A 19957-nucleotide genomic window follows, 5' to 3' on the forward strand; every position below is an offset into this window, starting at 1 on the left:
TCTATTCGGCGACCCTCGCGTGGATGCTGTCCCTGGCGCGCACCACCCCCCCGCTGGGTCCGGTGGCTCGGGACGGTGATCGTCGCCGCGAACGCGATCGAGACGCTGGTGATCGTCGGCCAGGTGCTCCGCGGCAGGCGGAGCCACTTCAACGTCGCCACGCCGCTGGACGCCGGCCTCTGGTTCGTGATGGCCGCCTCGATCGTCACGCTGTGGCTGGCGAACCTGGGCATCGCGGCCAGGTCGTTCCGCGAGCGGACCGGGGACCGTGCGGCGACCTGGTCCGTCCGGCTCGGCCTGCTGCTCGCGGTGGTGGGCATGGCGCTCGGCTTCCTCATGACCGGTCCGACGCCCGCCCAGCTCGAAGCGATGCGCGGCGGGGCCGCCGTGGGCGTGGTGGGGGCGCACGGTGTCGGTGTCGCCGACGGCTCGCCCGGCATCGCCGTCACCGGCTGGAGCAGTACCGGCGGCGACCTGCGGGTCCCCCACTTCGTCGGCATGCACGCGCTGCAGGCCGTCCCGCTCTTCGCCTGGCTGCTGGCCGCCCTGTCCCGCCGGTTCCCGTGGCTGGCCGACGAGCGGACGCGCCTGCGCCTGGTCCTGGTGGCGGGCGGGACCTTCGCGGGCGTGCTGGCGATACTGACCTGGCAGGCGCTGCGCGGCCAGTCGCTCGTCCGTCCCGACGGCGCGACCCTGACGGCCTCGGCCCTGCTGGCCGTCGGCGCGGTGGCGTCCGCGGTGGCGGTCGTCCGCCGCCGCCGTGTGCCGCCGGCGCCGGCCTGACCGGCCTGACCGGTCTGACCGGTCTGACCGGTCTGACCGGCGGCGGCGCGTCCGACGACGGCGCGACCGGCCGCCGGCCGCCGGACGGATCAGCCGGTGGGCCAGGCCCGCAGCAGGGCGTCGAGGGCGTCCAGGATCCGGGTCCAGCTGTCCTCGGCGGTGCGGGGGGTGTACTGGAACCCGCCGGAGCGTTCGAGGGCGACATAGCCGTGGAAGGTGCTGCCGAGCAGGCGGACGGCGTCGGTCTCGTCGGGCTCGGCGAGGTGGTAGCCGCGCAGGATGGCCCGGGTCATCTGCGAGTGGCGGACGGCCGCACTGGCGCGGGCGGTCTCCGGGTCGAGGTCCAGCTGCGCGGCGGCGTAGCGGCCGGGGTGCTCGTGGGCGTAGCCCCGGTAGGCGTCGGCGAAGGCCGTCAGGGCGTCCTTGCCGGCCCGGCCGGCCAGGGCGGCGGCGGCACGGTCGGCGAGTTCCTCCAGGGCCAGCAGGGCGATCCTGGTCTTGAGGTCCTGGGAGTTCTTGACGTGGGAGTAGAGGCTCGCGTCCTTGACGCCGAAGCGCCGCGCGAGCGCGGAGACGGTCACCTTGTCGAAGCCGACCTCGTCGGCGAGTTCCGCCCCCGCCACCGTCAGCCGCTCGGTGTTCAGTCCCACGCGTGCCATGCCCGTCCTCTCGCTCACCTGGGGCCATAATACATTTGCCTAGGAAGCCTAGGTAATTTACGTTGCTTCCTATGAAGCCATTGACCGAACCCGAGATCCGCGCCGCCTTCGTCAACTGCACCAAGGGTGAGGCCTCGCGTCTGAACGTCCCCCGCGACCTGGCCGAGCAGCCCTGGGAGGACCTGGACTTCCTCGGCTGGCGCGACCCGCAGGCCCCCGACCGGGCCTACCTCGCCGCCGTGATCGACGGCCGCACGGTGGCGGTCGCGCTGCGCTCCTCCGGCGCCGCCTCCTGGCAGGCCCGCCGCAGCCTCTGCTCGCTGTGCGTCACCACGCACACCGGGGGCGTCTCGCTGCTGGTGGCGGCCCGCGCCGGGAAGGCCGGCAAGCAGGGCAACTCGGTCGGGGCGTACATGTGCTCCGACCTCGCCTGCTCGCTGTACGTGCGCGGCAAGAAGGAGGTCGGCACCAAGCTGCACGAGTCGCTCACGCTGGAGGAGAAGATCGGGCGCACGGTCGCCAACCTCGCCGCCTTCCTCGCCAAGGTGACCGCGTGACCCGCCCCGGCGCCGTTGCCGGGGCGTCGGCGTGACCTTCTCCGGCGCCGCCCCGCACCGGTGCGCGCCGATCGTCGGAGTCGGCCGTTCGGCGGTACGGGGGCGGCCCGGCCGGGCATACTGAGGGGACCGCCGGGCCTGCCCGGCGGTGACGCGACGAACCGTCAGTTCCCTTCAGTGAGCGGCGGTTCGGCCACCCGGCGGCCGCTCCCGGAGCCAGGGAGGGCCATGTCCGAGGAGATACCGGGCACCGAGCAGCCAGCACCGCAGGACGTACCGTCCGACGCCACCGCGCCGTCCGATCACGCCGTGCCGTCCGATCACGCCGCGCCGTCCGGCACCGTACCGGCCGCCTTCGAACGGTGCGCCCGGCTGGTGCTCGCCGGCCGCTACGAGGAAGCCCTGACGGAGACCGAGGAGACGGCCGTACTCCTGCGGGGGCGCACCGGCGGCAGCCGCCCCGCGGACCGGGAGACGGCGGCCGCACTCGCCTACGTCCTGGTGCTCCGCTGCGAGGCGCTGTCCAAACTGGGCCGCTGGGACGAGTGCCTGAGCACCGCCTCCGAGGCGGTCGACCTGGGGCGCGGGCAGGCCGTGACGGCGCCGTTCACCGCGCCGCTCGGCGCCACCCTGCTCGGCCTCGGCACCGCGCTGTGGGGCCTCGGCCGCCCGCAGGAGGCGGTCGCCGTGACCCGGGAGTCCGTCGACCTGCACCGGCAGCTCGCCCGGGCGGACCACTCCTTCCGGCCGCAGCTCGCCAACGCGCTCAGCCAGCTCGGCGTGGTGCTGTCCCGGCTGGGCCGGCACGCCGAGGCCCTGGACGTCACCAAGGAGTCGGTGTCCCTCTACCGCCGACTGGTCGCGGCGGACCAGGCCGACCACACCCACGGACTCGCCCAGGCGGTCAACAACCTGGCCCGTCGTCAGTCGGCGCGCAACCAGCACCGCCGGGCGCTCAGGAGCATCCAGGAGGCGGTGGCGCTCTACCGCCGGCTGGCCGCGGCCAATCCGGCGGTCCACCGCCGTGACCTCGCGATGGCGCTGGGCAACGCGGCCCGGATGCACAACGGCCGGGCCGAGTCGCTGGCCGCCGTGGCGGAGGCGGTCGCCATCCTGGAGGAGCTGGAGCGGACCGAACCCGGGGTCCACGGCGGGCTGTTCGCCGACTCGCTGTCCCTGCACGCGGCGGCGCTCGCCGACCTGGGGCGGTTCCGGGAGGCCGCCGAGGTCACCACCAGGGCGGTCGCGATGATGCGCGAGCAGGCCGCGCTCAACCCGGTGGCGCGGCGGGGCGACCTGGCCGTAGCACTGGCGTTCCACGCCCGGGTGCGGGTCGAGGCCGGCCTCGACCTGGCCGGCGGCCTGGCCGCGGCGACGGAGGCGGTCGCGCTGATGCGCGTCCTCGCGGCCGAGATCCCGGCCCTCTACGCGTCCTCGCTCGCGGAGGTCGTCGCCCTCGAGAGCCGGCTGCGCGCGGCCGTACCACGGGGGGACGCGCCCTGACCGTTCCGCCCCGCCCGTCCGTCCGTCCGCGATGTTCCGCCCGGTCCGCGCTGTTCCACCAGGCCCGACCGTTCCGCCCCGCCCGTCCGGCCCCGTCCGACCACCCGGGCGGGGCCGCGTCGGATCGGCGGCCGGCTCGTTGGACCGGGCATGGCGGACGACGCGGACGAGACGGACGGCCCGGGCGACGGTGGCTCGGTGCCGATGGTGTGGGCGCTGGCGGTGCGGGCGGTCGAGCTCGGACCGCCCTTCGCCGAACTGATCGTGGAGATCGGCCCCGCCCTGTTCGCGGCCTTCGTCGACAACGCGGTGGACAGCGGGTTCGTGCTGGCCGCGGGGGAGCCGCCCGCCACCACCGCCGTGGTGGAGCTGGCGGGCAGTGCCCTGGTCCGGCTGGTCATGGTGGGCGGGCGGCAGGCCTGGGAACCGGCTTCCGAGGTCCTGGCCTCGCCCGGCTGGCTGACCGCCGCCGCCGGACGGCGTGCCGTCGTGGTGCTCGTCGTCCCGCCCGGCACCTGGCCGCCCGGCCTGATGGACCTGGACCCGGCGGCCGGCGCCGAACTGCTGACCCGCAGCCTGGAGACGGCCCGGGCCGCCGGAGCGGTGCTGCACGGCACGGCCGGCTACCGGCGGTACGACGGCTGACCGGCCCCCGCCCGGGTGACCGGCCCCCGCCCGGGTGGCAGTTCGCCCGCCCGGGCGGGCGTTCGCGCAGGTGGAGCGGGGCCTCCACGGTGCGTCAGGTGGCGTAATGCGGCGGCAACGAAAAACCGGCCGCCGCCGCTCTATGGTTCTCGCCGAACCCGTCCCCGGCCCCGGAGCAGCACCGATGACCAGCGAGAACCCGACCCGCACCGGCTCCCGCCGGCTGCGCGCCGACCGTGCCCGGCAGGTGGCCGACGTGCTGCGCCGGCAGGTGCTCGGCGAGGCGTTCGCGGACGGCGCGCTGCCCCGCGAGGACGAACTCGCGGAGGAGTTCGGTGCCTCCCGCAACACCGTCCGGGAGGCGCTGGACCTGCTGCGCGGCGAGGGGCTGGTGCGCCGGGTGCCCGGCTCCGGCACGCTCGTCGTGGCGGAGAAGGTCCCGCACGGGCTGAACCGACTCCAGGGCCTCGCCGAGACCCTGCACGAGCACGGCGAGGTGGTGAACGAGGTCCGCTCCTTCGGCCCGGTCCGCGCACCCGGCCCGGTGGCCCGCCGCCTCGGACTGCCGGAGGGCGCCGACGTGGTCTACGTCGAGCGGCTCCGGCGGCTGAACGGGCTGCCGCTCTCGCTCGACCTGACCTATCTGGCCCCGGACATCGGCGCCGAACTGACCGCCGAGGCCCTGGTGGACCAGGACATCTTCGGCCTGATCGAGCAGGTCACCGGGCGGTCGCTGGGCCGCGCGGACATCACCCTGGAGGCGATCAACGCCGACGCGCACTCCGCCGCGGTGCTCGAAGTACCGCGCGGATCGGCGCTGCTGATGCTGGAACGCCTCACCTCGCTGGCCGACGGGCGCCCCGTCGACCTGGAGTACGTCCGCTTCCGCGGCGACCGCATCACCATGCAGGGCAGCCTGCTGCGCGACCTCCCCTGAGCGCTGCCCCGCCCGTCCCACCGCCCGCCCCACCGACCGCCCTGTCGCCCGCCCACCGCCCGTTCCACCGCGCGACACCCCGTCGGCGCGCCCTCGGGCGCGCCCCGACCCCGACCCCGAGGAAGCCCATGGCACTCGCCGACCACCGTACCGACGTGCCCGTGACCGTCGACGCCTCCCTGTGCATCGACGGCTGCACCCTCTGCGTGGAGATGTGCCCGCTGGACTCCCTGGCCATCGACCCGGAGAGCGGCAAGGCCTACATGCACGTGGACGAGTGCTGGTACTGCGGCCCCTGCGCCGCCCGCTGCCCCACCGGCGCGGTCACCGTCAACATGCCCTATCTGATTCGCTGAGGTGCTGCCGGATGCCTTCCAACACCAGAGCCGAGGTCAGCACCGCCGCCGGAACCGCCGCCCGGCCGCGGCGGGTCGCGGCGGCGCTGCTCGCCGCAGCCTCGCTGACGGCCGCGACCGCCTGCTCCGCCGCCTCCGCCGACGCCGGGACGGTCGCGGTGGTCGTCGGCTACCAGTCGAAGACCATCAACACCGTGACCGCCGGCACCCTGCTGCGGGTCCAGGGCTACCTCGAACAGCGCCTCGCCGAACAGGGCCGCGCCGACGGCCGCACGTACCGGGTCAGCTGGCAGGACTACGACTCCGGGGCGCCGATCACCGCCCAGATGCTCGCCGGCAAGATCGACATCGGCTCGATGGGCGACTACCCGCTGCTCATCAACGGCTCCCGCGCCCAGGACGCCGGCGGACCCGGCACCCGGCTGGTCTCCGTCACCGGCTACAACCTGCTCGGCGCGCTCAACTCCGTCGTGGTGCCCACCGGTTCGCCCGCGCACACGCTGGCCGACCTCAAGGGCCGCAAGGTGTCGACCTCGGTCGGTTCCGCCGCCGACGGCACCCTGGTCCAGGCGCTCGCCCGGGCGGGCGTGGCGGAGGGCGAGATCCAGAAGCAGAACCAGCAGCCCGCCGTCGGCGCCTCCGCGCTCAAGGCCGGCAGCGTCGACGCACTGGCCCAGTTCGTCGCGTGGCCCGGCGCCGTGGTCTTCGCCGGCGAGGGCCGGCTGCTCTACGACGGCGCCGCGCTCGGCCGCCCCACCCTGCACGGCGTGGTGATCCGCCAGGCCTACGGCACCGAACACCCCGCCGTCGTCCGGGCCTTCCTCCAGGCCCAGGCCGACGCGACCCGGTACCTGAACGAACACCCCCTGGACGCGAGCCGCAAGGTCGCCGACGCCACCGGCCTGCCGCCCGAGGTCGTGCACCTCTACAACGGCCCCAACGGCATCGCCACCTTCGCCACCCCGCTGGACCGGGAACTGCTGGACGCCCTGCGCGCGGACGTGCCCTTCCTGCGCTCGGTGGGCGTGCTCAAGGCCCTCGACGTCGAGCGCTTCGTCGATCCGTCCTACCAGGAGCGGGCCGCGCTCCCCGCCGTCCCGCCGGCCCGGATCACCGGGACCGACGAGGTCTGCGCCCGCCCCGTCACGGACCCCCGGCTGGCCGGTGAGATCTGGTACGAGGGCGAGGACACCACCCACCCGGCCGCCGACCCCCGCTGCCTGCTGCGCGCCCTGAAGGCGCCCGGCCGCAAGGCCCGCGCCGCCTACGTGCCCGACGCCGCCACCGGGACCCGCTGGTTCGCCGACAAGGACCAGTGGGTGTGCGACGGCGACGCGCTGCTGCCCTTCACCACCGAGGACGGCGCCGCCGGATACCTGGCGGCGCACCCGGACGCGCGGCGGATCTCCTACCGGGAAGCCCTGGAGGCCGCGTGACCGCGCCACCGCAGGCCCCCGGGCGGCCGCCGCGCCGTCCGCCGGGCCCGCCGGCACTCCGGACGGGCCCCCCGCCGTTCCCACCGCCCGCCCGTCCGGGGGCGGTGCCCGGTCCGGCCGGGCCGCCCGGCGGACCCGGCAGGGGCTCGCCCTGCTCGCCTTCGCCGCGCTCTGGCAACTGCTGACCGTCCGGAACGTCCGGTTCTGGCTGCGCTTCGACCAACTGCCGACCGCCGTCGAGGTCGGCCGGGCGCTGGTCCTCCGCATCGGCACCGCCGAGTACTGGCACGACCTCGCCGACAGCCTGCGGCGGATCGGCTGCGGATTCCTGCTGGCCGCCCTGCTCGGGGTCGCCGCCGGGGTGCTGACCGCCCGTTCCCGCTGGGCGGCCGACCTGCTCGGCCCGGTGCTCGAACTGGTCCGCCCGATCCCGGCCATCGCACTGGTCCCGGTCGCGATCATGCTCTTCCCCGAGAACGAGCAGGGCATCGTCTTCATCACCGGCACCGCGGCCTTCTTCCCCGTCCTGGTCGCCACCCGGCACGCCGTCCGGGCCGTCCCCCCGCTGTGGGAGGAGGCCGTGCGCACCATGGGCGCGGGCCGGGCCCGGGTGCTGTGGAGCGTCGTCCTGCCGGGTGCCCTGCCCGGAGTCGCCGGCGGCCTGTCGGTCGGGCTCGGCGTCGCCTGGATCTGCGTCATCTCCGCCGAGATGGTCTCCGGCCAGTTCGGCGTCGGCTACCGGACCTGGTCCGCCTACACCGTGCTCGACTACCCGGGCGTGTTCGTCGGCATGGTGACGATCGGGCTGCTGGGCCGGGTCACCTCCGGCGCCGTCGAACTCCTCGGCCGCCGGCTCACCGCCTGGCTGCCCCCGACCGGGCCCACCGCCCCCGCGGCCGTCGCCCCGGGACCCGGCCCCACGGAGGTGCGGACATGAGCCTGCGACTGACCGCCAGGGGCCTGCGGCTCGGCCACCCCGGACACCCCGTGCTCGACGGCGTCGACCTCGACGTGGCCCCGGGCGAACTCCTCACCGTGCTCGGCCCGTCCGGCGGTGGCAAGTCCACCCTGCTGCGCGCCCTGGCCGGCCTGCTGCCGCCGGCCGGCGGCGAACTCCTCGCCGACGGACGGCCGCTGCGCGGACCGGACGCCGAACGAACGCTGGTCTTCCAGGAGGACGGCCTGCTGCCCTGGCGCACGGTGCGGCGCAACGTCGAACTCCCGCTGGCCGTCCGGCGCACGCCGAGGGCCCGACGGCGCGCCCCGGTCGCCGAGTGGATCCGGCTGGTCGGCCTGGACGGGCTCGAACGCCGCTTGCCGCGCGAGCTGTCCGGCGGCCAGCGCCAGCGCGTCCAACTCGCCCGCGCCCTGGTCGGAGCGCCCCGCGCCGTCCTGATGGACGAACCGTTCGGCGCCCTCGACGCCGGGACCCGAGCCGGGATGCAGCGACTGCTGCTGACCGTCCGCGAGCGCGAGGGCTGCACCGTCGTCCTCGTCACCCACGACGTCGACGAGGCCCTGCTGCTCGGCGACCGGGTCGCCGTCCTCGGCGGGGGAACCCTCGCCGCCGTCCACGACGTCCCCCACCCCCGTGGGCCCGCCGCCCGCACCGACCCGGCGGCCCGCACCGCCCCGGCCGTCCGCGCGCTGCGCGGCCTCTTGCTGGAACAACTCGCGGGCGCCGCCGCGACCCTGCCCGGGCAAGCGCCGGAAAAGCCCGCCGGTCCCGCCCCGACCCCGCCCGGGCAAGCGCCGGAACAACTCGCCGGTCCCGCCCCGACCCCGCCCGAGAAAGGCCCCCGATGAGGATCCCCGACCTCGCCGACACCCGGCAGCTGAGCTGCGACGTCCTGGTGGTCGGCGGCGGCACCGCCGGCTCGATGGCCGCGATCAGCGCGGCCGAGGCCGGGGCGCGCGTCCTGCTGCTGGAGAAGGCCCACGTCCGCCACTCCGGCGCCCTCGCCATGGGCATGGACGGCGTCAACAACGCCGTCGTCCCCGGTCGCGCCGACCCGGACGACTACGTTGCCGAGATCACCCGCGCCAACGACGGCATCGTCGACCAGCGCACCGTCCGGCAGACCGCCACCCGGGGCTTCGCCATGGTCCGGCGCCTGGAGGGCTACGGGGTGAAGTTCGAGAAGGACGAGCACGGCGAGTACCTGGTGCGCCAGGTCCACCGCTCCGGCAGCTACGTGCTGCCCATGCCGGAGGGCAAGGACGTCAAGAAGGTGCTCTACCGGGTGCTGCGGGAACGCCGGCTGCGCGAGCGGATCACCATCGAGAACCGGGTGATGCCCGTGCGGGTGCTCACCGCCGACGGGCGGGCGGTGGGCGCCGCCGGGTTCGACACCCGGACCGGCGGGTTCGTCACCGTCTCCGCCGGAGCCGTCGTCCTCGCCACCGGGCCGTGCGGCCGCCTCGGCCTGCCCGCCAGCGGCTACCTCTACGGCACCTACGAGAACCCCACCAACGCCGGCGACGGCTACGCCATGGCCTACCACGCTGGCGCGGAGCTGAGCGGCATCGAGTGCTTCCAGATCAACCCGCTGATCAAGGACTACAACGGCCCCGCGTGCGCCTACGTGGCCAACCCCTTCGGCGGCTACCAGGTGAACCGGCACGGGGAGCGGTTCGTCGACTCCGACTACTGGTCCGGCCGGATGATGGCGGAGTTCGCCGCCGAGGTCGCCTCCGACCGGGGCCCGGTGTTCCTGCGCACCACCCACCTGCCGGAGGAGACCGTGCAGGCGCTCGAATCCATCCTGCACACCACCGAGCGCCCCACCCGCGGCACCTTCCACGCCGGGCGCGGCCACGACTACCGGACCCACGACATCGAGATGCACATCTCCGAGATCGGCCTGTGCGGCGGACACTCCGCCTCCGGCGTCCAGGTCGACGAGAACGCCGCCACCACCGTCCCCGGGCTCTACGCCGCCGGGGACCTCGCCTGCGTCCCGCACAACTACATGATCGGCGCGTTCGTCTTCGGGGACCTCGCGGGCACCCACGCCGCGACCCACCTGCCGGCCGAGCACGTCGACCTGCCGCAGGACCAGATCGAGGCCGCCCACGCCCTGGTGTACCGGCCGCTGCGCAACCCCGACGGGCCGCCGCAGGCCCAGGTCGAGTACAAGCTCCGGCGCTTCGTCAACGACTACATCGCCCCGCCGAAGACCGGCGCGCGGCTCTCCCTGGTGCTCGACCACCTCGACCGGATGCGCGGGGAGATCGCGGCGATGGGCGCCCGGACCCCGCACGAGCTGATGCGCGCCGTCGAGGTCGACTTCATCCGGGACTGCGCCGAGATGGCCGCCCGCTCCTCGCTCGCCCGCACCGAGAGCCGCTGGGGCCTGTACCACCAGCGCACCGACCACCCCGGACGGGACGACGAACGCTGGTTCAGCCACCTCAACCTGCGCCGGAACGCCGACGGCGCGATGGAGTTCCTCACCCGCCCCGTCCACCCCTACCTCGTCCCCGTGGAGGGCCTGGAACCGCCGGCGCTCCCGGTGACCCTGCTGGGCGAGGTCCACCCGGAGCCGGTCGGCCGCGCCCCCGGCACCGCCGCCCCGGTCCGGGCCGCCGGGGCCGCCCCCGCCGTCGCCACGTCACCGGCCTCGCCCCGGCTGCTCGAACTGCTGCGGGTCGCCGAGGGGCGGCCGACCGTCGACCGGCTGGCCGGCTTCCTGGCCGACCCGGCGGCCGAGGTGCGCCGCACCGCGCTCACCGTGCTGACCGAGCACGCCCCGCCCGGCACCGGCCCCGCCCTCGCCCGGGCCCTGACGGACACCGACGGTCCGGTCCGGGCGGCCGCCGTCGCCGGACTGCGCGAACTCGCCGAGGTGCTGGACGGGCCTGAGCTCGGCCCCGCCCTCGACCTCGGCGCGGACTCGCCCGACCCGGTGGTCCGGGCCGGGGCGCTGGAACTCGCCCGGGTGCTGCGGACCGGCACCGCCCGGCGGTTCGCCGGGGCCCTGGCCGACGCCGCCGTGCCGGTGCGGCTCCAGGCCGTGCGCGGCCTGGTCGCGCTGGACGACGCCGCCGCGCTGGCGGGCGCCGCCGGGGACCCGGCCCGGGAGGTCCGGGTGGCGGTGGCGGAGGGGATCGGCACCGTCGGCGACCCCTCGGGCGGCCCCGCCCTGGTGGCGCTCGCCGCCGACCCGGATCCGCTGGTGCGGGCGGCCGCCCTCACCGGGGCCGCTGGGATCGGCTGCCCGCCGGAGCTGGCCGCCGTCGCCGTCGGCGCGACCGCGGCCGGGTCCTGGCGGATCCGCCGGGCGGCGGCCGCCGCGCTCGCGGTCGCGGGCGAACTGCCGCCGCTGCTGGCCCTGCTGGACGACCGGGAGGCCGATGTGCGGAAGGCCGCGGTGCGCGCCCTCGCCTCCCGGTCGGGCGAGCCGGTGGTGGCGGCGGCGCTGCGCGAGCGGCTCGCGGACTCCGACGCGGACGTGCGCGCGTACGCGCGGCTCGCGCTCGCGCGCCGGCCGGTGGCCGCGGGCGCCTGACGGCTCGCGGGCGGGCCCGGCGGTCAGTGCGCCGCCGGGCCGCTCCAGCCGACGGGTACGTGGCCGAGCCGGACGCGTTGCGGGTGGTCGCCGACGTCGACCGAGGAGGTGCGCAGCCCGGTGGCGAAGTCGATGGCGCTGACCCGGTCGGCCCCGGCCTCGGAGACGACGCAGGACGTCCCGTCGCCGTTGACGGTCGCCCAGTAGGGCTTGACGGCGGGCACCAGCGGCCCTTCCCGGAGGGTCGCCCGGTCGACGACGGTGGCGTAGTCGTCCACGGTGCCCGCGACGCAGAGCCGGTCCCCGGCGGGGCTCATCGCCAGGCCGTGGTGGCGGGAGTCGTTGACCCAGGTGGTGCGGTCCTCGTCGGTCGCGGGGTTGGTGGGGAGGGTGCTGATCCGGGTGATCCGGTCGGCGGCGACGTCGTACTCCACCAGGCCGTTGAAGAAGGAGACCTGGAAGTACAGCGTCGAGCCGTCCGGGCTGAACGCGGCGGGCCGGACGGCGTCGGAGAGGTCGGGGCGGCCGAAGGCGTCCAGCCGCTCCCGCATGTCGATCACCCGGACGGTGCGGAAGGTCGTCGCGTCGGCCACGGTGATCCGGCGGTCGCCCTTGGTCCAGTCCAGCCAAGGGGCGTCGAGGGCGGTGGTGACGTCGCCGATCGACATGTTCCAGATGGACCGGCCGCCGTCCGTGAAGAGGTTCTCGTGCGGCTTGTCGCCGGTCCGGAACGAGCCGAGTTGGCGGCCGGTGGCGATGTCGAGGACGTGCACGGTGTTGGCGGTGGAGGCGGAGACCACGACCCGGGTGCCGTCGGGCGAGAGCGCCATGTGGTCGGACCGGTAACCCGCGACCGGGAAGCGCCAGTTGATCCGTCCGCTGGCGAGATCGATCGACACCACGTCGGCGAAGCTCGGCCGGGAGACGACGACGGTCGTGCCGTCCGGGGTGGAGTACATGTCGTCGACGAACTGGTCGTGGCCCTCGCCGGGGCCCAGCCTGATCCCGAGGAAGTAGCCCAGCTTGATCGGGTCGAGGTAGATCTCGGCGAGGCGGCGGTCCTTGTCGGGGACGACGTCGATCCGGGCGATCCGGGCCAGGTCGCCGCGCGAGGTGATGACGTCGGCGGTGCCGTCCCAGTTGTTGCCCACGAACATCACCTCGCGCAGGGCGGTGGCGGGAGGGGGCGACCCGGTCCGGTCGGCCGGGGACGCGTCCGCCGCGGTCCGGTCCGCCGCGCCGGCGGTGGCGGTGGCGGCCGGCAGGGCGAGGGCGAGCGCGGCCGCGATGCCGAGGAGGGTCCGCAGGCGGTGGGGGCGCCGGGGGTGGGGGAGGGGCATCGAGGGCTCCTTGGAGAAGCGGTGCTCGGTCGGTACCCGGGTGTTCGCCGGTACCGGGGCGCTACTCGACGGTAGGGAGGGTCCGGCCGCCCTGGCAAGACCTCGGCGGCGCCTTGCTGACGATTCGTCAACAAGTCCCGCCCGGCTCCTTGACGGTGCATGGACACCGCTCTACAACGTAGTCAGCTCCCGGAATCCCCCACCTCGGCCCCCTGCCCGGGCCCCGGAAGCATGCCCGCTCGTCGTCCCCCACCGAGCTCGCCGAGCCCACCCGGCCCACCGAGCCCACCGAGCCCACCGAGATCGAGGCCCCCATGCGTATCCGCACCTGCCTTGCCCTGGCCGCGGCCGCCACGACCCTGGCCGTCGGCGCCGTCCCGGCGTCCGCCGCCCCCTCCGCCGTCGCGGTGCTGACCACCGGCGACGCCGCCGGCGCGGCCGTGACCGCGGGCGACACCCTGGTCGCGTCGCTCGCGGCCGGGACCAAGGCCACCTTCTACTCGGCCACCACCGGAGCCACCGGCGTGACCTGCGGCGTTTCGCCGTTCACCGCCCGGGCCCTGACCAACCCCGACGCGCCCGGGACGGCGACCGCCTCCCTGACCGGCATGAGCTTCGGCTCCTGCACGGCCAATGTCACCGGCGTCACCTCGGTGAAGAGCCTCACGGTCGGCAACCTCGCCTACACCCTCTCGCTCGGCGGCGGGCCCGTCGTGCTGGCCGGCGGCGCGGCCGGCCCGATCCAGGCCACGGCGGTGCTGAACAGCTGGTTCGGCACCCTCACCTGCACCTACCAGCTCAGCGGCGCCTTCACCGGCACCTCCGACAACGCCACCCACACTCTGGCCTTCCGCAACGAGCACTTCGTCAAGAGCGGCGGCTCGGGCCTCTGTCCCGGCGAGGGCTACTTCTCGGCGACCTACGGCCCGTTGGCCGACTCCAGCCGGGCGGGCTCCCCGGTGGTCCACGTCAACTGACGGCACGTGCCGCCGGCCCGGACGCGTCGTCGCCCGACGCGTCCGGGCCGGCGGTTCCCGTTGCTCGTGCGCACGACGTTCGCGCACGCGTCGGTCGGGCTCCCGTTGCTCGTGCGCCTGCGGCTCAGACGCCCGCGGTCGTCACGGACTTCGCGAGCTCCAGCATCGCGTCGTTGCCCGCCTTCGCCGCCGTGAGCTCCGGCTGCCTCAGCCGGATCAGCTCCTGCTCGTACGCGGACTCGACCGTGAACCAGACGCCCACCACGTTGACCCGCTCCTTGCACTCGACGTCCGCCGTGGCGGTGGCGACCTCCTCGGCCGACGGGGTCGTGGTGGCGCCCCAGCGCGGGTCCTTCAGGGCGTCCGCGGGTGTGCCGTAGGAGTACCCGCGCTCGGCCATGCAGCGCGACCAGTCCCGGAAGACGGCCAGGACCCGCGGGTCCTGCCGCGAGCGCTCGAAGCCCTCGTAGTTGACCCCCACCGCGACGTCGGCGTCCCGCCCGGTGCCGCCGCGCGCGGCCAGCTGCCGCTGCGCGTCCGCGATGCACCCGCCGGACGGCAGTTGCTTGCCGCGGTAGTCGACGGCGGTGCCGGGGGCGGGCCTGCCGTCCGGACCGAGGCCGGCACCGAGCACGGTGGTGACGTCGGGGCCGAGGGGCGGTGCCGTGCCGGGCTTCTTGCCGCGGTCCGGGTCCGGCGAGTGGTAGCCGTTCGCGGAGACGTCGGCGAGCTCGACCGGGTCGTACCGGTGGGTGGTCTGGGTCGTGCCGGACGCGGTCGGCGCCGGTGCGGAGTAGTCCAGGCCGAAGCCCCGTACGCACCGGGTGACCAGGACGCCCTGGGCCGCGTCGAGCTGCCGGAACTGCTCCCCGCTCAGCAGGTAGGCCTCGACGGGCAGGGTCCGGTCGTCCACCCGGCTCAGCCGGGGGACGTCCCCGATCGGCGGCGGCTCCATCGGCGCGAGGGTGGCGGGAGGCGGCGTCGCGGCGGTGGTTCCGGTGGGACCGGAGGCGCAGCCGGCGGTGAGGGCCAGGGCGGAGGTCAGGGCGGCGGTCAGCAGCAGGACCGACAGCGGGCGGCCGCGGCGCGGGGGTGTCATGCGAGGCTCCTCGGGCACCCGCCCGCGCGGTGCTGCGGGCGGTTGGGCGAGCGGTTCGGCGGGTGGTTCGGTCCGGTTCGGTGGATCGGAGGTTCGGGTGCGACCCGGGTGCCGGGCTCCGGTGCTTCGGAGCCCGGCACCCGGGTCGGTCCCTGACTAGAGGGTTTCCCAGCTCTGCGAGTGGTTGTTGTTGCGCATGTTGATCGAGCCGCCGTTCCAGGACACATTGCCCAGGTTCGCCCACTGGTCGTGCGCGACGAACTGGCTCGGGCCGCTGTCGCGGATGCTGAACTCGCGGTAGTGGACGCGGAGGTTGTGGTAGTGGTCCATGTTCCACACCGAGGCGGCGTTGTTCAGGACCGGCTGGCCGTTGCCGGCGCCGCCACCACCGAAGTTGCCGTCGTAGTTGCCGAACTCGCCCTTGCCGAACTTGGCGCCCGCGAGGTTCGGGCTGTAGTAGAGGCACGCGTCACCGCTGACGCAGCCGCCGCTGCTGGCGAAGGCCGGCGCGGACGCGCCGAGCAGCACCGAGCCCAGGGTGGCCGCGGCGAGTACGCCGGCAGCGATCTTCTTCTTCATGTTCATGCCTCTCCATCGGTGGTTCGGGAATTCCCGCGCGCCTTCGCCATTGGGGCGCCGGTGGATTTCCCGGATCGGTTCCGGGCTGTGCACCGCCCGACGAGGAACGACTGTGCCGGAACGACCGGGCCGGATGGAGGGGGGAAGCGGGCTTTGAGACGTCTCACCCGGCCGCGAGCCGCTGAGCTGGGGTTTGAGAAATGGTCTGGACCAATTGTGAGACGCCGTCAATCCGGATCGCGGGCGATTCGTTCGAATGCTCCCCGCTGTCCGCATTCGCCGCGAGTGGTCCGCTGCAGGAGTACTTCTGACGTATTCTCAGGTCTCCCGGGCGGCGGAATTCCCGGTGGTCCCAGAAGCGGAATTCACCGTTCCGGCGCCGGGGGAACGCGCCGTCGGCGCCGGCCATCGGCCTCCGGCCGCTCCGCCGGTGCGAGGATGGGCCGCCACCGCCCCCACCCCGACAGAACAGGAACCGCACCATGGAACGCGTCCTCGGCATCGGCGGATACTTCCTGCGAGCCGCCGACCCGGCCGCCCTGATGACCTGGTACCGCGAGAGCCTGGGCCTGGACACCGACGAGCACGGCCTGTGGCAGCAGGACCGGGGGCCGACGGTCGTCGCGACCTTCGAGGCCGACACCGACTACTTCGGCACCCGCAGTCAGCAGAGCATGCTCAACTTCCGCGTCCGCGACCTCGACGCGATGCTCGCCCAGCTCCGGGCCGGGGGCGCCGACGTCGCGGAGGACGTGCAGGAGATGGCGGGCGTCGGGCGGTTCGGCTGGGTCACCGACCCGGAGGGCAACCGGATCGAGCTGTGGCAGCCCGCCGGCTGAGCCGTCCCGGCGTCGCGCCGGACGGGAGCGGACCGGCACCGGCCCGCTCCCGTCCGGATGTCCGTGCGTCCGTACGTCCGGACATCCGTATGTGTGCCTGGTCGCCCGCCGGGTCGGGTCAGGCCGCGACGCCCTCGACCACCGAGAGCACCGTCGAGGTCGGGATCACCCGGGACAGCCGCAGGCCCGCCCGCCCGAAGAGCTCCGCGAAGTCGGCCTCGGTCCGCTCGCGCCCGGTGAGCGAGGCCATCATCATCAGGTCCAGCGTCTTCGACTGGTGGGGCCCGTTGCCCGGCGGCACCACGGCGTCCAGAACGAGGACCCGGCCGCCCGGCCGCAGGGCGCGCCGGCAGTGGCCGAGCAGGGTCACGCAGCTGTCGTCGTCCCAGTCGTGGGTGATCCGCTTGAGCAGATGGACGTCGCCCGACGGCACGGAGGCGAAGAAGTCGCCGTCCTGCGGCGTCCAGCGGCCCGCGAGCTCGCCGTGCGCGTCCAGCCGGTTCCCCGCGAGGACGTGCGAGCGGTCGTAGAGCACGCCCTCCAGGCCGGGGTTGCGGCGCAGCACCTCCAGCAGCAGTCCGCCGTGGCCGCCGCCGATGTCCACGACGGTCCCGCTCGCGGGGAAGTCGTAGGCGGCCGCGATCGGGGCGTTCTCGGGATCGGACATCGCCGCCATGCCCACGTGGAAGACGGCGGCGGTGCGCTCGTCCTTGGCGAAGTGGTCGAAGAACGGCATGCCGAAGAGCTTCTCGAACGCGGTGGCGCCCTCGGTCAGACAGTGCGTCAGCTCTCCGGCGGGCCCCCACATGGTGCCGTCGGTCAGCATCCGGATCGCCGTCCGCGCGGAGTGCGGCACATCGCTCCGCAGGGCCTGCCCGCTCCCGGTCAGGGCGAAGCGGCCCTGTTCGTCCTCGGCCACGATGCCCCGGGTGGCGAGCAGCCGCAGCACCCGGTGCAGATTGCGGGCGTCCGTCCCGGTCGCGGCGGCGAGGTCGGCCGGGTGGGCGGGACCGGCCGCGAGGTGGTCGGCGACCCCGACCTCGGCGGCGGCCCGGAGCGCGGCCGGGAACAGGAAGCCGAGCGCCTCGTCGACGAGGAAGGCGGCGGAGGTCCGGAGTGCCTCCTCCTGCCCGTCGCCTCCTCCGGCTGCCGCCGCCTCCGCTGTTGATCCGGCCCGCTCGCCGTTCGCCCGGCCGTCGCTCTGCTGCATGCCGTCCTCCTTCGGTGGATACCCGGTCGTTCCGTCCGTGTTCGACCGTTCGCCCCGGATGCTGCCCACCGGTAACCGTTCCGACACCCACCGCGACGGAGCCGGGGCTCGTCGGAACCGGTTCACCCGACCAGGCGCAGCCAGGCCGCGGCGAGGGCGGCATGGCCGGCCGCCGTCGGGTGCACGCCGTCGGCCGACCAGTGCTCGGGGTCGGTTCGCGCCGAGAGCTCGGCGAACATCGTGTCGGCGGGCAGCAGCCGCGCACCGTAGGCACGGGCGAGCTCGCGCACGGCCTCGATCTTCGGGTCCAGATCGGCCCGCCACAGCTTCCGCACCCCGTCGTCGATGACGACGTGCCCGGACCGGACGGTGCTGCCGACCGGGAGGAGGAACGGTTCGACGAGGATCAGCTCCGTGCCCGCCGCAGCCAGTGGGGCGAGCAGCCGGTCGTAGCCGGCCGCGAACTCGGCGGCGGGGATCGGACGGCCGTCCGGTGCCGTCGTCTGCCACCCCGTGTCGTTGACGCCGACGAGGACCGACACCACGTCCGCCCGCGCGTCGAGCACGTCGGCCTGCCAGCGGGCCTCCAGGTCGCTCACCCGGGAGCCCGCGATCCCGGTGTTCAGCCAGGTGACGGGCCGGTCGGGGTGCCGGAGTCCCCATTCGCCCGCGATGCGTGGCGGATAGCCGAACCCGAGGCCGTCCTCGCTCGCGAGGCGCGCGCCGTCGGTGATCGAGTCCCCGGTGAACATCACGGTGCTGCCCGGGCGAAGGGTGATTGTCATCATTTCTCCTCGAGTAGGGAGGGGGCGGCGGCTGCTCGCCGGGAGGGTTTCCGGAAAACGCGCGGTTCAGACCCCGGAGGCCGCCCCCGTTCCGGCCGTTCCGTTGGCGGGAGCCGTTCCGTCCGCGGGGGAGGGTGCCTTGCCGGCCGCCGGCCCGGGGCGGCCGGGCAGCAGCAGGCAGAGCGGCACGGCCACGGCGGTGAGGGCCGTCGCCCACCGGAAGGCGGTGCCGAAGCCCTCGGCCAGGGCGTCGGGGGAGTGGGCACCGGCGGTGGCGTGCTGGAGGACGACGGCGATCAGGGCGATGCCCACCGAGCCGCCGAGCTGCTGCGCGAGGCGGGTGATCATGCTGGCGTCGGGGATCTCGCCGCGCTCCAGCCCGACGTAGGCGGCGCCCATCGGCGCGATCATGGCGGCACCCAGGGCGAGACCGCGGACGAACAGCGCCACCAGGAGCAGTTCCTCGCCGGTCCGGGCGGTGACGAAGGCGAACGGCACGGTCGTCGCGGCGACGAGCGCGAACGCGGCGACGGCGACCCGGCGCGCACCGAGACGGTCGGTGTACCGCCCCGCCAGGCCGCGGGCCAGCAGCGCACCGAGGCCCTGCGGGACCAGCAGCAGCCCGGCCCCGAGCGCGTCCTCGCCCCGGACCTGCTGGAGGTAGAGCGGCAGCAGCATCATCGAGCCGTACAGCGAGATGCCGCCGAGGAACAGCAGGGTCGCGGAGGAGGCCACCGCGCGGTGGCGGAACAGCCGCACGTCGACGACGGCGCCGCCGCCGGTACGGGTCAGGGCCCGGGCGACGAAGCCGCCGACCAGCGCGAGCCCGACGGCGAGCGGGGCGAGGACCCCGGCGGCGGTGAGGCCCGCGCTGCCCTCGACCCGGGACAGGCCGTACACGAGTACGGCGCAGCCGGGGGAGAGCAGGAGCAGGCCGACCGCGTCCAGCGGCGCGCCGGGGCGGCCGGGGCCGGGCCGGTCGTCGGGCAGGTTGCGCAGGGCGAGCCGGGCGCCGACGGCGCAGAAGGGGAGGTTGACGAGGAACAGCCAGCGCCAGTCGGCGAGGTGCAGGATCAGGCCGCCGAGTACCGGACCGAGGATCGGGCCGAGGGCGGTGGGGACGGTGATGATCGCCATGACCTTGCCGATGTTGCGGCCCCCGGCGGCCTGTACGAGCAGTGTGGCCATCAGCGGCATCATGACGCCGGCGGCGGCGCCCTGGAGGACGCGGAAGGCGATCAGGCTGGGCGCGTCCCAGGCCAGCGCGCTCAGCAGCGAGCCGAGCAGGAATCCACCGAGGGCCGCGACCCACAGCCGCCGCCCGCCGAACCGCGCCTGGGCCCAGCCGGCCACCGGGACGGTGACGAACACGGCGAGCAGGTAGCCGGTGCCCACCCACTGGACGGTGGAGAGCGGGGCGGCGAGGTCCTTGGTGAGGTCGTCGAGGGCGACGCTGACGATCGTGGTGTCCAGGACGACGGCGAGTGCGCCCACGATCAGGGTGATCGCCGTCCGCCACACGGCGGGGTCCATCCGGGCGGGGTCCGCCGTGCCGGCGCGTGCTGTGCCGGGGTCCGCTGTACTGACGTCCGCTGTGCCGGGGCCCGCGCGGCCGGGCTCCGTGCGGCCGGGGTCCGTGCGGGCGGCTTCGGCCCGGTCGGGAGTGTGCATGAGTGACAACCGCCTTAAGATACATCGCTCTATCTTACGGTCGTCAGGCTAGGCCGCTAGGATAAGAAAG

At 74.9% G+C, this 19957-nt stretch carries 19 protein-coding genes; 12 read left to right on the plus strand and 7 right to left on the minus strand.

Annotation, left to right across the window (positions count from 1 at the left end; genetic code table 11):
- The first annotated feature begins 75 nt into the window (after positions 1 to 75).
- The gene (locus BLU95_RS38260) at positions 76 to 783 is read left to right on the plus strand and encodes a hypothetical protein (RefSeq protein WP_231978105.1); all 708 of its coding nucleotides are present in this window, start codon (positions 76 to 78) and stop codon (positions 781 to 783) included.
- 89 nt (positions 784 to 872) lie between these two features.
- Here the strand turns inward: BLU95_RS38260 and BLU95_RS38265 are convergent, their stop codons facing one another.
- A complete protein-coding gene (locus BLU95_RS38265) occupies positions 873 to 1442 on the minus strand; it encodes a TetR/AcrR family transcriptional regulator (protein WP_093864054.1) in 570 nt (189 codons plus the stop codon).
- A gap of 71 nt (positions 1443 to 1513) precedes the next feature.
- Here BLU95_RS38265 and BLU95_RS38270 point away from each other — a divergent pair, with 71 nt between their 5' ends.
- The 9 genes from BLU95_RS38270 to BLU95_RS38310 all read left to right on the plus strand — a co-directional run bounded on the left by BLU95_RS38270 (position 1514) and on the right by BLU95_RS38310 (position 11387).
- Positions 1514 to 1999: an FBP domain-containing protein gene (locus BLU95_RS38270; protein ID WP_093864055.1), complete on the plus strand. Its 486-nt coding sequence runs from the start codon at positions 1514 to 1516 to the stop codon at positions 1997 to 1999.
- 228 nt (positions 2000 to 2227) lie between these two features.
- Positions 2228 to 3502: a tetratricopeptide repeat protein gene (locus BLU95_RS45375; RefSeq protein WP_093864056.1), complete on the plus strand. Its 1275-nt coding sequence runs from the start codon at positions 2228 to 2230 to the stop codon at positions 3500 to 3502.
- Positions 3503 to 3652: 150 nt separating this feature from the next.
- Positions 3653 to 4147, plus strand: coding sequence for a hypothetical protein (locus BLU95_RS38280; RefSeq protein ID WP_093864057.1), 495 nt, complete (start codon positions 3653 to 3655; stop codon positions 4145 to 4147).
- Between the two features lie 184 nt (positions 4148 to 4331).
- Complete coding sequence (locus BLU95_RS38285; RefSeq protein WP_093864058.1) at positions 4332 to 5084, plus strand: GntR family transcriptional regulator; 753 nt, start codon at positions 4332 to 4334, stop codon at positions 5082 to 5084.
- A gap of 128 nt (positions 5085 to 5212) precedes the next feature.
- The gene (locus BLU95_RS38290; protein WP_093864059.1) at positions 5213 to 5440 is read left to right on the plus strand and encodes a 4Fe-4S dicluster domain-containing protein; all 228 of its coding nucleotides are present in this window, start codon (positions 5213 to 5215) and stop codon (positions 5438 to 5440) included.
- Positions 5441 to 5451: 11 nt separating this feature from the next.
- Complete coding sequence (locus BLU95_RS38295; RefSeq protein ID WP_093864060.1) at positions 5452 to 6876, plus strand: ABC transporter substrate-binding protein; 1425 nt, start codon at positions 5452 to 5454, stop codon at positions 6874 to 6876.
- A 151-nt stretch (positions 6877 to 7027) separates the two neighbouring features.
- Positions 7028 to 7813 carry an ABC transporter permease gene (locus tag BLU95_RS38300; RefSeq protein WP_093864061.1) on the plus strand — a complete coding sequence of 262 codons (786 nt, stop codon included), beginning with the start codon at positions 7028 to 7030 and terminating at the stop codon, positions 7811 to 7813.
- Positions 7810 to 8682 carry an ABC transporter ATP-binding protein gene (locus tag BLU95_RS38305; protein WP_093864062.1) on the plus strand — a complete coding sequence of 291 codons (873 nt, stop codon included), beginning with the start codon at positions 7810 to 7812 and terminating at the stop codon, positions 8680 to 8682. Before BLU95_RS38300 ends, BLU95_RS38305 begins: the two co-directional genes overlap by 4 nt.
- Complete coding sequence (locus BLU95_RS38310) at positions 8679 to 11387, plus strand: fumarate reductase/succinate dehydrogenase flavoprotein subunit (protein ID WP_093864063.1); 2709 nt, start codon at positions 8679 to 8681, stop codon at positions 11385 to 11387. Before BLU95_RS38305 ends, BLU95_RS38310 begins: the two co-directional genes overlap by 4 nt.
- A gap of 23 nt (positions 11388 to 11410) precedes the next feature.
- On the opposite strand, the gene BLU95_RS38315 is transcribed toward BLU95_RS38310, so the two are convergent.
- A complete protein-coding gene (locus tag BLU95_RS38315; protein ID WP_093864064.1) occupies positions 11411 to 12727 on the minus strand; it encodes a YncE family protein in 1317 nt (438 codons plus the stop codon).
- Positions 12728 to 13041: 314 nt separating this feature from the next.
- Here BLU95_RS38315 and BLU95_RS38320 point away from each other — a divergent pair, with 314 nt between their 5' ends.
- Positions 13042 to 13704: a hypothetical protein gene (locus tag BLU95_RS38320; protein ID WP_093864065.1), complete on the plus strand. Its 663-nt coding sequence runs from the start codon at positions 13042 to 13044 to the stop codon at positions 13702 to 13704.
- A 124-nt stretch (positions 13705 to 13828) separates the two neighbouring features.
- Here the strand turns inward: BLU95_RS38320 and BLU95_RS38325 are convergent, their stop codons facing one another.
- Positions 13829 to 14803: a hypothetical protein gene (locus tag BLU95_RS38325; RefSeq protein WP_093864066.1), complete on the minus strand. Its 975-nt coding sequence runs from the start codon at positions 14801 to 14803 to the stop codon at positions 13829 to 13831.
- A 156-nt stretch (positions 14804 to 14959) separates the two neighbouring features.
- On the minus strand, positions 14960 to 15382 hold the full coding sequence (locus BLU95_RS38330) for a hypothetical protein (RefSeq protein ID WP_159425193.1): 423 nt from the start codon (positions 15380 to 15382) through the stop codon (positions 14960 to 14962).
- 482 nt (positions 15383 to 15864) lie between these two features.
- On the opposite strand from BLU95_RS38330, the gene BLU95_RS38335 reads away from it, so the two are divergent.
- Complete coding sequence (locus BLU95_RS38335; protein WP_093864068.1) at positions 15865 to 16221, plus strand: VOC family protein; 357 nt, start codon at positions 15865 to 15867, stop codon at positions 16219 to 16221.
- 118 nt (positions 16222 to 16339) lie between these two features.
- Here the strand turns inward: BLU95_RS38335 and BLU95_RS38340 are convergent, their stop codons facing one another.
- The 3 genes from BLU95_RS38340 to BLU95_RS38350 form a co-directional block, all read right to left on the minus strand.
- The gene (locus BLU95_RS38340) at positions 16340 to 17431 is read right to left on the minus strand and encodes a methyltransferase (RefSeq protein ID WP_093864069.1); all 1092 of its coding nucleotides are present in this window, start codon (positions 17429 to 17431) and stop codon (positions 16340 to 16342) included.
- Positions 17432 to 17553: 122 nt separating this feature from the next.
- A complete protein-coding gene (locus tag BLU95_RS38345) occupies positions 17554 to 18216 on the minus strand; it encodes an SGNH/GDSL hydrolase family protein (protein ID WP_093864070.1) in 663 nt (220 codons plus the stop codon).
- 66 nt (positions 18217 to 18282) lie between these two features.
- Positions 18283 to 19749 (minus strand): DHA2 family efflux MFS transporter permease subunit, encoded by a 1467-nt coding sequence (locus tag BLU95_RS38350; RefSeq protein WP_231978106.1) that lies wholly within the window; start codon positions 19747 to 19749, stop codon positions 18283 to 18285.
- Positions 19750 to 19957 lie beyond the last annotated feature (208 nt).

It is taken from the genome of Streptomyces sp. TLI_053, assembly GCF_900105395.1.
Classification (GTDB): Bacteria; Actinomycetota; Actinomycetes; order Streptomycetales; family Streptomycetaceae; genus Kitasatospora.